Raw genomic sequence first — 13,925 nt, 5'->3', positions numbered from 1 at the left:
ACCATTACATCCCTCCGCTGCAGGCACCGTGCTGTCTGCCTTTGCGCTCATTTAGCCAGTGACATCCTTGGAGCTGGCATCTAAAGACACCCCTCAATTCACACATCCCGAACAAGGTCACCAACTAGACCTAAGTCGAATATGGCGCTGAAATGCCGAAAGCGATATGGATGCAGGCCGTTTCTGGTACGTCATGCACTGAAAGGCCGCTCTACAATCCGTCAGAAACGCTGCTGCCTCCCCTTGGTAGGGACACCTTTGTAGTGCCTGAATGAGACTTTCAGGCCGTAGTCGGGTGCGCCACAGGCCAACAGAATAGGCAGTATCGATAACTACGCGCCGCGCTTGGGGCGCTGCAGAACAGAATTCCATTTCAGGTTCGAGAGAGAAGAGAGTAATGCGAATAGGTGTACCCAAAGAGATCGAAGAGGGAGAGAAGCGCGTAGCGCTCACCCCTGAGGTCGCGACACAGCTGCAGAAGCTGGGCTTCACGCTGGCCATCGAGTCCGGTGCCGGCGCGGCTGCCAATTTCGATGACGAGCAGTACAAAACCGTCGGTGTCGAGATCGTCGAGGATCCCCGCGATCTGTGGAAGCACTCCGATATCATCATGAAGGTGCGACCACCCAAGGAGCACCCGGAGCTGGGCTTCTATGGGGTCGAGCTGCTGGGCAAGGGCCAGACCCTGATCAGCTTCCTCTACCCGGCGATGAACCAGGAGACCCTGCAGGCGCTGTCAGAGCGCGGTGTCACCGCACTGGCGATGGACAGCGTACCGCGTATCTCCCGTGCGCAGAAGATGGACGCCCTGAGCTCCATGGCCAACATCGCAGGCTACCGCGCCGTGGTCGAGGCTGCACAGCACTTTGGCCGCTTCTTTACCGGTCAGATCACTGCTGCCGGTCGCATTCCGCCGGCCAAGGTATTGGTGATCGGTGCCGGTGTGGCAGGTCTTGCCGCCATCGGCGCGGCCAAGAGCATGGGCGCTATCGTGCGTGCCTTCGACACCCGCCCCGAGGTAAAGGAGCAGGTGGAGAGTATGGACGCCGAGTTCCTGATGCTCGACTTCCCGGATGAGGACGGCGCAGGCAGCGGCGGCTACGCCAAGACCATGAGCCCCGAATTCATCAAGGCGGAGATGGATCTGTTCGCATCCCAGGCCGCTGAGGTGGATATCATCATCACCACCGCGCTGATCCCGGGCAAGCCGGCCCCTGAGCTGATCACCGAGCGCATGGTCGCCAACATGAAGCCTGGCAGCGTCATCGTTGACCTGGCGGCGGAAGCCGGCGGTAACTGCAAGCTGACCGAAGCCAACAAAGTGGTGGTCAAGCATGGCGTCACCCTGATCGGCTATACCAATCTGCCGAGCCGTCTGGCTGCGCAGTCGAGCCAGCTCTACGCCACCAACCTGCGCCACCTGCTGACCGACCTCTGCCCTGAGAAGGACGGCAACATCGTGGTTGATATGGAGGACGAAGTGATCCGCGGTGCCACCGTGGTCAAAGAGGGCAATATCACCTGGCCGCCACCTGCCCCGCGTATCTCCCTGGCACCGAAAGAGGACATCGGCATCAAGGCCAAGGCGCAGCTGGAGAAGCCGGAAGCCAAGCCGGCCCATCCGCTGGCGTTCATTATTCCCCTGGCGCTGGCGGGTCTGGCCCTGTTTGGCCTGGGCTCCGTCGCGCCGCCTGAGTTTATCGGGCACCTGACCGTGTTCGTGCTGTCCTGCTTTATCGGCTACATGGTGATCTGGGGCGTGTCGCACTCGCTGCATACGCCGTTGATGAGCGTGACCAACGCCATCAGTAGCATCATCGTCATCGGAGCATTGATCCAGATCTCAAGTGACAGTCCGCTGGTGGTGATATTGGCCACGCTGGCGGTGTTTATCACCAGCATCAACATCGTCGGCGGCTTTGCCGTCACCCAGCGCATGCTGCGGATGTTCAGGAAGTAAGGAGCCGACAATGAATACAGGCATCATCACAGCATCATACATAGGCGCCAGTGCGCTCTTCATCATGGCGCTCGGGGGACTGGCTCATCAGGAGAGCGCCCGTCGCGGTAACTTCTACGGCATGCTCGGCATGGGGCTGGCGCTCGTCGTCACCATTGTCGGACTGGTCACCCAGAACCATTTCGTCCTCATCGTCGGCATCCTTGCCGGTGGCGCCATCGGCTGGTATCTGGCGAAAAAAGTCGAGATGACCCAGATGCCGGAGCTGGTGGCGGTATTGCACAGCCTGGTTGGCCTTGCCGCGGTGTTCGTCGGTTGGGCCAACGCCCTGGACCACAACGCCGTGAGCCAGACACCGGTTGAGCAGGCGATCCACGCCACCGAGACCTACCTCGGCATCCTGATCGGCGCACTGACCTTCTCAGGCTCTATCTGTGCCTATCTGAAACTGGCGGCCAAGATCAGCGGCAAGCCGCTGCAGCTGCCGGGCAGGCACATTTTCAATTTAGTCCTGTTACTCGCCGCGATCGGGTTCTGCGTCGAGTACGTCGCCTCCGCACCAGAGGGCGGTATTGGCTGGCTGGTGGCGATGACCATCATCGCACTGGTGTTCGGCGTACACATGGTCGTCGCCATCGGCGGTGCCGATATGCCGGTGGTGGTCTCAATGCTCAACAGCTACTCCGGTTGGGCCGCGGCAGCCATGGGCTTCATGCTCGGCAACGATCTGCTGATCGTGGTCGGCGCGCTGGTCGGCTCCAGTGGCGCGATCCTTAGCTACATCATGTGCAAGGCGATGAACCGCAAGTTCGTCAACGTCATCCTCGGCGGCTTCGGCAACAAGAGCAGCGGTGGTGCCGGTGCCGCAGGTCCTGCCGGCAGCGAAGAGGATATCAAGCCGATCCAGGCCGACGAGGTGGCCGACATGCTGGCCTCCGCCAAGGAGGTGATGATCCTCCCCGGCTACGGCATGGCCGTGGCGCAGGCCCAGCACACGGTGTACGAGATCAGCAAGAAGCTGAAGGATAAGGGCGTTAACGTGCGCTTTGGTATCCACCCGGTCGCGGGTCGCATGCCGGGGCACATGAACGTGCTGCTGGCTGAAGCGAAGGTTCCGTATGACATCGTGTTCGAGATGGACGAGATCAACGAGGAGTTCCCGAACGTGGATGTGTCCATCGTCATCGGCGCCAACGACATCGTCAACCCGGCTGCGCAAGAGGTGCCGGACAGCCCCATCGCCGGCATGCCGGTACTGGAACCGTGGAACGGCAAGACCACCATCGTGCTCAAGCGTGGCATGAGCACCGGCTACGCCGGGGTGGACAACCCGCTGTTCTACAAGGAGAACACCCGCATGCTGTTCGGCGATGCCAAGGACAGTGTGGATGCGGTGTTGAAGTACCTTAGCGAGTAATACTCTACGGAGACCGGCCCGCGGCCGGTCTTCCGCTTTATCTACGACCCGCCTCAAGCATCCCGCTTGGCCACCAGCGGCTCAGTCGGCCGCCCCGGCCGCGATACCAGCAGCCAACACCCCAGCGACAGCGGTATACAGCCAAGCCACTGATACCAGTCCGCACGCTCATCAAGAAGCCAGTAGGCAACCGCCAGCGTAACCAGCGGTGATATTGAGTTCATCGAAACTGCTTTCGAAATCGGTATTCGGTGAATCGCCTCTACCCAGAGGATTTTCGACACACCCAATATCAACAATCCGTTAATCAGCACCCAGGGCGCCGCTGACATCATATCCGTTACGGATGGCAACGTTTCAAAACTCAGTGCCATCAACCAAAGCACGGCACAGCTGATGCAACTGCGCAGGAACAGAATACTGCCGACACCCACCAGTTTGCGCGCTTTCTGCATATGGAAGTTAGCAAAGGGGGGAATCGCCACGGCTACCAGCAGGATCAGCTCTCCCTTGCCGATAAAGCTCAGAGAATCCGGCGCCAGAACCAGCACAGCGCCCAACACCATAACGGCACCGCCGACACCCTGACGTCTGGAAAGACGCTCGTGCCCCATCAGACGCAGCAGCAACATGGAGAAAAACACCTCCATCAGCAGCAACACGCTGGTTGTGCTTGCCGGGACCATCGACTGCCCCCAGAACACCAAACCATAGTAAAGAACGCCAATGCCAATGCCGGAGATCAGCGAACTGGCCAACGCCTCTTTGCACAGCAGCTCCCGCCACTCACCGCGCAGGGTGAGCCAAGCGGCAAAAAACAGAGCCGTCACCAGCGCACTGAGTGCCGCACAGACCAGCACGGGAATAGACGCATAAGCCTGCTTGGAGACGACCGGCAGCAATCCCCACATCGTTGCCGCTCCTGCGATATACAACTCGCCTACCCGCTCCCGATCGAGCATCACCACACACCTCGCACCGATAACCATACAGGGCTGAAACAGCGATAGGCCGCAGGATCAGCAGATATTGAAGGCGAGCGATAGTATAGACACCCACCTGTCTCGACAAGCGGGTGCTCGCTATCCCCCAGGTTCCGATGCCTGGCTAGAAAGACTGCAACAGGTACAGGTTCAGGAATGTGACGAACCGCTACCGCCGTCCAGCCTGTGCGGAGACCACCGCGCTGAACGCCCGTCTTACCCTGTAACAGGTCGCTCTGTGCCTGTATAATGTCCGGTTTTCGAATCGCCCCGCGCCCCTTCGCTCTGGGCGCAATCACGCTGCCGGATTTCAAGACATGACAGACCGCATGGACAAGACCTACCAGCCCAACGAGATCGAACAGAACTGGTACAAGAAGTGGGAAGAGAGTAACTACTTCGCCCCGTCAGGCGAAGGCGATGCCTACAGCATCATGATCCCGCCGCCCAACGTCACCGGCAGCCTGCACATGGGCCACGCCTTCCAGCACACCATCATGGACGCCCTGATCCGCTACCGCCGCATGCAGGGCAAAAACACCCTGTGGCAGGTCGGCACCGACCACGCCGGTATCGCCACCCAGATGGTGGTCGAGCGCAAACTGGCCGCGGAAACCGGCGAGAGCCGTTACGACCTGGGCCGCGACGCCTTCATCGAAAAGGTGTGGGAATGGAAGGAGCAGTCCGGCGGCACCATCACCGGTCAGATGCGACGCCTGGGCAACTCGGTGGACTGGCCCACCGAGCGTTTCACCATGGACTCCGGTTTCTATCACGCCGTGCAGGAAGTGTTTATCCGTCTGTACGACGACGGCCTGATCTACCGCGGCAAACGTCTGGTCAACTGGGACCCGAAACTGCACACCGCGATCTCCGACCTGGAGGTTGAGAACCGCGAAGTCAAAGGCAAGATGTGGTACCTGCGCTACCCGCTGGCCGACGGTGTTAAAACCAAAGACGGTCTGGATTACATCGTCGTCGGCACCACCCGTCCGGAAACCATGCTCGGTGATACCGGCGTGGCGGTGAACCCGGAGGATGAGCGCTACGACAACCTGGTGGGCAAGTTCGTCGAGCTGCCGCTGGTGGGCCGCCGCATCCCCATCGTCGCTGATGACTACGCCAACATGGAGAAGGGCACCGGCTGCGTAAAGATCACCCCGGCCCACGACTTCAACGACTACCAGGTCGGTCAGCGCCAGCAGTTGCCGCTGATCAACGTGCTAACACTGAATGCCGATATCCGCGAAGAAGCGCAGGTGTTCAACTTCGACGGCAGCGTCAACGCCGACATCGATGCGACCCTGCCGCAGCAGTTCCGCGGTCTGGAGCGTTTCGAAGCCCGCCGTCAAATCGTCGCCGCGTTTGAAGACGCAGGTCTGTTGGTCAAAATCGAAGAGAACGCCATGACCGTGCCCTACGGTGACCGTGGCGGTGTCGTCATCGAGCCGATGCTGACCGACCAGTGGTTCTGCGATGCCAAAACACTGGCCAAGCCGGCGATCGAGGCTGTGGAGAACGGCGATATCAAGTTCGTGCCCAAGCAGTACGAAAACATGTATTTCGCCTGGATGCGCGACATTCAGGATTGGTGTATCTCCCGCCAGCTGTGGTGGGGCCACCGCATCCCGGCCTTCTACGACGATGCCGGCAACGTCTATGTCGCCAACTCCGCCGAAGCGGCACGCGAGAAGTACAATCTGGATCTGGAGCTGGAACTGCGTCAGGACGATGACGTGCTCGACACCTGGTTCAGCTCGGCACTCTGGACCTTCGGTACACTGGGCTGGCCGGAAGATACCGAGCGCCTGAAGACCTTCCACCCCACCGACACCCTGGTGACCGGTTTTGACATCATCTTCTTCTGGGTGGCGCGCATGATCATGATGACCATGCACTTCATGAAGGATGAGGACGGCAAACCGCAGGTACCGTTCAAGACCGTGTACGTAACCGGCCTGATCCGCGACGAGAGCGGCGACAAGATGTCAAAGTCCAAGGGTAACGTACTCGACCCACTGGACATGATCGACGGCATCAGCCTGCCGGAACTGCTGGAGAAGCGCTGCGGCAACATGATGCAGCCGCAGCTGGCCGAGAAGATCGGCAAGCGTACCGAGAAGCAGTTCCCGGAGGGGATCGCCGCTCACGGTACCGATGCACTGCGCTTCACGCTGGCCGCGCTGGCCTCCACCGGTCGCGATATCAACTGGGATATGAAGCGCCTGGAGGGCTACCGCAACTTCTGCAACAAGATCTGGAACGCCGCCCGCTATGTACTCAGCAACACCGAAGGTGAAGACTGCGGCCAGAACAATGAAGAGGTACTGCTCACCCTGGCCGACCGCTGGATCCTCAGTGCCCTGCAGCGCACCGAACAGACGGTGATCCGTCATCTGGACGAATACCGTTTCGACCTGGCTGCACAGACGCTGTACGACTTCGTCTGGAACCAGTACTGCGACTGGTATCTGGAACTGTCCAAACCGGTACTCTGGGATACCTCGGAGGGCAATACCGACGAGGAGAAAGCGCAACTGGCCGCCCTGCGTCGCGGCACCCGCGGCACTCTGGTCCGCGTGCTGGAAGCGATCCTGCGCCTGTCCCATCCGATGATGCCGTTCATCACAGAGGAGATCTGGCAGCAGATCAAGGGACTGGCCGGCAAAGAGGGCGACACCATCATGCTGCAGCCCTACCCGCAACCGGTTCAGGAGCTGATCGACGAAGCGGCCGAAACCGATGTGGAGTGGCTGAAAGAGGTGATCATCAGCATCCGCAACATTCGCGGTGAGATGAACATCGCCCCGGGCAAAGAGCTCGAGGTACTGATCCACAACGGCAGCGACGATGATTTCCGCCGCCTGCGCGAGAACTACATCTCTCTGACCAAGCTGGCCAAGCTTAGCGAGATCAAATGGCTGGAGCCGGACGAGGACGCCCCGATGTCCGTCACCAAGCTGGTGGGCAAGATGGAGGTTCTGGTACCGATGGCCGGCCTGATCGACAAAGACGCCGAGCTGGCCCGCCTGCAGAAAGAGCTGGACCGCCTGACCGGCGAGATCAAGCGCGTTGAAGGCAAACTGGCCAACGAGAAGTTCGTTGCCAATGCGCCTGAAGAGGTGGTCGCCAAGGAGCGCGAGAAGATCGAAGCCGCCCAGGATTCGTTCGATAAGCTCAAGGAGCAATACGCGAAGATCGAGGCGCTCTAACAGTCCGCGTTATCGAACAAGGGCAGCCACACGGCTGCCCTTTCTTTTTGTCTAACGGGCTGGCTGCGCGGCCTGCGCCCAGGCCGGTGGGCGGTGATAGCGCCCCATCACCGAACTCAGGCTTAGAAACGCCAGCAGCGAATAGAGTATCTGCTCGGGCGGAAAGACCAGACAGCCCACCACCAGAATCAGCACATCGCAGGCCAGCGTGGTCTTGCCTGCATGGATATTGAAACGGCGCTCAAGGTAGATCGCCAGGATATTGATGCCACCCAAGGACGTTTGGTGGCGAAACAGAATAATCAACCCGAAGCCCACCAGAAGGCCGCCCAGTATTGCGGCCATCGCAGGCTCGGCAATGCTGAACTCCAGCCAGCGATCCATCAGTACCGACAGCAGTGTGAGCAGGCTGACAGCGGCGAAGGTCCGCGATGTGAAGGCCAGTCCCATGAAACGGGCCGCCAGCAGATAGAAAGGCAGATTGAGAATAAAGAACAGTGTACCGAATGTAAGGCCAGTCACGTACTGCAGTGTAAGCCCAAGCCCCGCCGTACCGCTGATCAGCAGATGGGCTGAATTGAGCAGATGTATGCCCAGCGCAACGAGCAGGCAACCCTCCAGAATGGAGAGCCAGCGATGAGTAAAAACCATAAAACGACTCCCTCCGCTTGTGGCGGTTCGAACCGATGATCAAAAGGCCTTGTGGGCCCGGCATCCAAGAAGCACGCATAACAGGTGTGCTATGGGCTTCATTGACAGAAATGGTCTGCAATCATAGCTGATGCATGCTGTATGCCATAGATCAATAGCGCTAAATTAACGCGTTACCGCCCTGTTGCCGGATTTCTTCACCTTCACGGTGCATCCCTTGCACTGACTTTGCCCACAACCGCATGACCTGCCTCACCAATCCGGCGCAATCGACTCACTGCAGTATTGTTTCACCTGTTAATTAAATTTATTGTGAGGCACGCGTTTTCGTATCACATCATAAAGGCATCGCATCATGGGATATTTGAAGAATTACCCGAACAAGGAGGGGTATTTTGGTGAGTTCGGTGGAGCCTTTCTGCCGCCGGAGCTGGAGTCCCAGTTCGCCGAAATCAATCGTGCCTACCTGAGCCTTGGCCGCTCGGCCGACTTTCTCAACGAGCTTCGCTATATCCGCAAGCACTACCAGGGTCGCCCCACCCCGGTGTATTACGCGCACAACCTAAGCCGCGAAGTCGGCGCGCATATCTACTTAAAGCGCGAAGACCTCAACCATTCCGGCGCCCACAAGCTTAATCACTGCATGGCAGAGGCGCTGCTTGCCAAGCACATGGGCAAAACCAAGCTCATCGCCGAGACCGGCGCAGGCCAACACGGGGTGGCGCTCGCCACCGCGGCTGCCTACTTCGGCATGGAGTGCGAAATCCATATGGGCGAGATCGATATCGCCAAGGAATCCCCCAATGTCACCCGCATGAAGCTGCTCGGCGCCAAGGTTGTGCCGGTGGGCTTTGGCGGGCGCAGCCTCAAGGAAGCGGTCGACTCTGCCTTCCAGTCCTATCTGGGTCAGGCCGACACGGCGCTGTTCGCCATCGGTTCGGTAGTCGGACCTCACCCCTTCCCACTGATGGTACGTGACTTCCAGTCCGTCATCGGTGCCGAAGCCAAAGATCAGTTCCTTGAGATGGTCGGCGAACTGCCGGATCAGGTAGGCGCCTGCGTCGGCGGCGGGTCCAACGCCATGGGCCTGTTCAGCGCCTTCCTCGATGATGAAGGGGTACAACTCAATGGCGTGGAGCCGTTGGGCAAGGGCACCAAGCTCGGCGAGCACTCAGCCACCATGACCTTCGGTAAACCGGGCATGATCCACGGCTTCAAGTGTCTGCTGCTCAGCGACGAAGAGGGCAACCCGGCGCCGGTGCACTCCATCGCCTCTGGCCTCGACTATCCGGGGGTGGGACCTGAGCACTCCTTCCTCAAGACCGCCGGCAAGGTGAACTACCATGCGATTAGCGACGACGAAACGCTGGATGCGTTTTACAAACTTTCGCGTATGGAAGGGATTATCCCGGCACTGGAGAGCGCCCATGCGGTAGCCTGGGCCATGAAGCATGGCCGCGAGAACCCCGGCCAGACGCTGCTGATCAACCTCTCCGGTCGAGGCGACAAGGATATCGATTACGTGGCCGAAAACTTCGGCTTCGAGGCAAAATCCTAAGGACTATGCCATCGCCCACCCCTTGTCGGGGTGGGCTTTACTCATCCCTCCAGCATCGCCTCGATGTAGGCTTGAACCGAGCGCCCCAGCGCATTCAGGTTATAGCCACCCTCAAGCACCGACACCACACGGCCTTCGCAGTAGCGCTTAGCGGCATCCATAATCAAGCCACCGATCCAGCCGAAGTCCTCATCATCCAGCATCAGCTCGGCCAACGGATCATCACGATGGGCGTCAAAACCGGCTGACACCAGAATCATATCCGGTCGGTGTGTTGCCAGTGCCGGTAACCAGTCGCGCTCTATCGCCTGCCTGAACGCGGCACTGCCCGTACCCGCCGGCAGCGGCGTATTGACGATATTGGGCTTGTCGATATCCTGAAACCGGAAGGGGTAGAAAGGAAACTGGAAGCTCGAACAGACCAGCACATCCGGCCGATCCTTGAAGATATCCACAGTGCCGTTACCGTGGTGTACATCAAAGTCCAGCACCGCCACACGTTTCACACCTGGCCTCTGCAAAGCCCAGCCCGCCCCGGTTGCGACATTATTGAACAGACAGAACCCCATAGCGGCATCGTGTTCGGCATGGTGCCCCGGAGGGCGCACGGCGCAAAATACATTGTCGGCCAATCCGTCGAGTACCCGATCGACACCCTGCACGACCGCGCCGGCAGCCAGATCTGCCGCCCGAAGACTGTGGGGGTTCAACGCCGTATCGGGGTCGGCATAACTGAGTCCCCGCTCGGGATGTAGATCGCAGATGGCATCGATGTAGTGATCGGGATGGGCCAGCTCCAGCTGTGCCCGGGATGCGGGCGAAGCCACTAGCAGATCCAAACGTTCAAGCATACCGCTGAGCTCAAGCTGCCGGTGTATCGCGCGCAGCCGCTCAGGGCTTTCCGGATGTCCGGCACTCATCTGATGTAGCTCACAATCCACATGGCTGATCAGCGCAGTCGTCATAAGCACTCCCCCCATCTACCTCTCAGTACAGCAGAAATCGGCCGGGAGTACAGAGAAAGGCCTAGGACGTTTTACGGCTCGATCAGGTGCCATCATACGCAGACACGACGACGGGATTCCCGTGCGCTCCTCAAGCTTGACGACCGTCAATGGCAAAAAGACAGGCCTGCCCGACAATAAAACCGTAGTCAATCACCGACGCCTATCTCCTTCGTCCGGTTATACGGGGAGCAAACCAGTGCTCAGCACCGACAACCCTTTTCGCCGTCAGGCAGAACGATCGCTCGAGCCACTAGTGCTGACGCAGCGCGGTGAGTTTGTGTACCTGAACCCGGCTGCGCTGGAGCTCTTGGGAGCTGCCTGTGCCGAACAGCTGATCGGCACCCCGATGCTGGATCGCGTCCATCACGCCGATCAGGCCCGCTTGCAATCGCGTGTATCTCGGTTAACAGCTGAAGGCGAAAGTGCCCCCTCTTTTGACAGATGGCTCGATCTGACCGGCAATCTGCTCCCTGTCGAGACGCGTATTATCCCCTGGACGCATGAAGGCGCGCACGCCGAGCTTTTCTATGTGCGTAACCTCCGTGACCGCTGCGCTCAAGGCTGTGAAATCTTTAAGCTCAACGAAGAGCTGGAGCGGCGTGTTACCTCACGCACACGTGCACTGGCCGACACCGAGGTCAAACTGAAGTATTCGCTGAAGCTCAACGAGTCGATACTCGAAGCCTCCGCTTCCGCGATACTGGTGTACCAACACACCGGACAATGCATTCTGGCCAATACCGCCGCCGAGCGGATGACCGGCGGCTCTCGCAAGCAGCTACTGGCGCAGAACTTCACACAGCTGGAATCCTGGTTTCGCAGCGGCCTGCTGGATGCCGCCACCAGGGTCCTTTCCGCCCACACATCCGAGACGCTCGAGCGCCAGTACACAACCTCCTTCAACGTCACGCTCTGGGCAGAGATCCATCTGTCCAGCTTCGATATCGACGGTCAGCGCCACCTGTTGTTGATGATGCAGGACAACACCGACAAACGCCTCGCCGAAGAGAAACTCGCCCGACGCGAGCAGGCGTTTCGAACGCTGACCCACAACCTGCCCGACACCGTGTTGCGCATGGATAGGCAGGGCGAGTTGCTGTACGCCAACCCGGCCATGCAGCGCCTGCTGCCGCAGCCGGTGAGCGATCAGCAGGTTCGGAACCTTGAGCAAACAATGAACGGCGGCAGTTTCGCGCTGCTGAAGGAGCAGGCCAGACGGATTGCGAAAACCGCTAAAGCCACCGAAATGGATATGGTGTTCGCAGCGCCCGATGGCCACCGACGCCACTTTGCCATGCGCATCGTGCCTGAACCCGATGCCGACGGACTGCCGGGCAGTGTGCTGGCTGTCGGTCGTGACCTGACCGAACTGAAGCGCGCCGAGGAGGAGCTGCGCCTGGCCGCCAGCGTGTTTCACGCCTCAGCCGAGGGCGTGATGATCACCGACGCCAGCGGTCGAATCATATCGACCAACCCCGCCTTTACCGAGATTACCGGCTACGGCGCGGCCGAAGCGCTCGGCCGCAAGCCCAGCATGCTGAAATCGGAGCACCAAAAGGCCGACTTCTACCGCGAGATGTGGGACGCACTGCTCACCGAGGGGCAATGGCAGGGGGAGTTGTGGAACCGGCGCAAAGGCGGACAAGCCTTTCTCGAGTGGCTGACAATCAACCGTATCGACGACAGTCTGGGAAATCCGGTCCGTTACGTGGCGGTGTTCCATGACATTACCGAGCTGCGCCGCAAGGATGAACATATCGAGCATCTGGCGTTTCACGATGCGCTCACAGGCCTCCCCAACCGTGAACTGCTGCTTGAGCGGCTGGGTCATGCACTGGCGCAGTCGCATCGCGAGAACAAGCGCCTGTCGGTGACATTCATCGATCTCGATCGCTTCAAGGGGATCAATGACGCCCTTGGGCACGACATGGGCGACAACCTGCTACAACAGGTTGGCGACAGAATTCGACGCTGCCTGCGCACGACCGATACCGTAGCCCGCGTGGGCGGCGATGAGTTTCTGGTGCTGATGGAGAATCTGACATCAGCGCGCGATTGCGCCACTAAAGCACAACAGCTGCTCGACGAGATCGCGCGCCCCATAGCGCTGCCCGGTTATCGGCTTGAGATAACCGCCTCGATGGGGATGGCGTTCTTCCCTGAAGACAGCAACCAGCCGCTGGAGTTGATGAAGCGTGCGGATATGGCGATGTACGCGGCCAAGGAAGCCGGCGGTAACACCTACCGTTTCTTCCGCCAGGAGATGCTTGAGCGCACAACCCGGCGGCTTACACTGGAGATGGACCTGCGCAGGGCGATCAGCAACAACGAGCTGGAGCTCCACTATCAGCCGAAGATCGACCTGGCATCCAATACCGTAACCGGCGTTGAAGCACTGCTGCGCTGGCGACACCCCACTCGCGGCATGCAGGCACCCGGTGAGTTCATTCCATTGGCGGAAGAAAATGCGCTGATCTGCGACATAGGCGCCTGGGTAATTGGAGAAGCCTGCCGACAAACCGCCATTTGGCGCGCTCAGGGGCTCGATCTGAAAGTCGCGATCAACATATCGGCCCGACAGCTTGAGACCGGCGACCTGTATCAGCAACTGTGCGCACTCGCACACCAGCGGGGCATTCCACCCTCCTCGCTTGAACTCGAACTGACAGAAAGCGCCTTGATGAAAAACCCTGAAGGGGTAACCGGGCTGTTGAACCAATTCAGACAGGCGGGCGTTCGCATCGCCGTCGACGACTTTGGCACCGGCTATTCCAGCCTTGCCTATCTGCGCCGTCTGCCAATCGACATCCTCAAGATTGACCGCTCATTCGTTCTCGATGCGATTGCCGACGAGGACGATGCCCAGATCATCAAGACCATCCTTGCACTGGGGCAGAGCCTCAAGCTCGCCGTTGTCGCCGAGGGCGTGGAGAGCGAGTCTCAGGCAGCCCTACTGAAAGCGTCGGGCTGCGATCAGGCACAGGGATATCTGTATGCCAAACCGCTGCCAGGCGATGATATCGAGGCCTGGCTTACACAGCACACCCACTCGGTCACTTCCTGACCATGCAGTCAGCGCAAAATAGACAATACTTAGTCGGGCAAGCTCGTTGATGCTCAAACAAAGATGAGGTGCT

General features: G+C 59.5%; 8 protein-coding genes. 5 read left to right on the top strand and 3 right to left on the bottom strand.

Going from position 1 to position 13,925, the window contains the following annotated elements; translation table 11 throughout:
• The first annotated feature begins 397 nt into the window (after positions 1–397).
• Together ADIMK_RS06360 and ADIMK_RS06355 are read left to right on the top strand one after the other, a co-directional pair.
• A complete protein-coding gene (locus ADIMK_RS06360; protein WP_036185035.1) occupies positions 398–1,960 on the top strand; it encodes a Re/Si-specific NAD(P)(+) transhydrogenase subunit alpha in 1,563 nt (520 codons plus the stop codon).
• A gap of 10 nt (positions 1,961–1,970) precedes the next feature.
• Positions 1,971–3,377, top strand: coding sequence for an NAD(P)(+) transhydrogenase (Re/Si-specific) subunit beta (locus tag ADIMK_RS06355; RefSeq protein WP_036185033.1), 1,407 nt, complete (start codon positions 1,971–1,973; stop codon positions 3,375–3,377).
• A 53-nt stretch (positions 3,378–3,430) separates the two neighbouring features.
• Here the strand turns inward: ADIMK_RS06355 and ADIMK_RS06350 are convergent, their stop codons facing one another.
• Positions 3,431–4,339, bottom strand: coding sequence for a DMT family transporter (locus ADIMK_RS06350; RefSeq protein WP_197027488.1), 909 nt, complete (start codon positions 4,337–4,339; stop codon positions 3,431–3,433).
• Positions 4,340–4,689: 350 nt separating this feature from the next.
• Here ADIMK_RS06350 and ADIMK_RS06345 point away from each other — a divergent pair, with 350 nt between their 5' ends.
• Positions 4,690–7,572: a valine--tRNA ligase gene (locus ADIMK_RS06345; RefSeq protein WP_036185375.1), complete on the top strand. Its 2,883-nt coding sequence runs from the start codon at positions 4,690–4,692 to the stop codon at positions 7,570–7,572.
• A 51-nt stretch (positions 7,573–7,623) separates the two neighbouring features.
• On the opposite strand, the gene ADIMK_RS06340 is transcribed toward ADIMK_RS06345, so the two are convergent.
• Entirely contained in the window at positions 7,624–8,223 is a 600-nt protein-coding gene (locus ADIMK_RS06340; RefSeq protein WP_036185027.1) for a DUF6198 family protein, read from the bottom strand.
• Between the two features lie 355 nt (positions 8,224–8,578).
• Between ADIMK_RS06340 and trpB the strand changes: the two genes are divergently transcribed.
• A complete protein-coding gene (gene trpB / locus ADIMK_RS06335) occupies positions 8,579–9,781 on the top strand; it encodes a tryptophan synthase subunit beta (RefSeq protein ID WP_036185025.1) in 1,203 nt (400 codons plus the stop codon).
• A 41-nt stretch (positions 9,782–9,822) separates the two neighbouring features.
• Here trpB and ADIMK_RS06330 read toward each other — a convergent pair whose 3' ends face one another.
• Positions 9,823–10,746 carry a histone deacetylase family protein gene (locus ADIMK_RS06330; RefSeq protein ID WP_036185023.1) on the bottom strand — a complete coding sequence of 308 codons (924 nt, stop codon included), beginning with the start codon at positions 10,744–10,746 and terminating at the stop codon, positions 9,823–9,825.
• Positions 10,747–10,984: 238 nt separating this feature from the next.
• Between ADIMK_RS06330 and ADIMK_RS06325 the strand changes: the two genes are divergently transcribed.
• Entirely contained in the window at positions 10,985–13,852 is a 2,868-nt protein-coding gene (locus tag ADIMK_RS06325) for an EAL domain-containing protein (protein ID WP_051692563.1), read from the top strand.
• Positions 13,853–13,925: the final 73 nt, after the last annotated feature.

The organism is Marinobacterium lacunae, assembly GCF_000705555.1.
Taxonomy (GTDB): domain Bacteria; phylum Pseudomonadota; class Gammaproteobacteria; order Pseudomonadales; family Balneatricaceae; genus Marinobacterium_D; species Marinobacterium_D lacunae.
The sequence above is the reverse complement of the archived record's forward strand: the minus strand, read 5'-3'. Positions and strand labels throughout refer to the sequence as shown.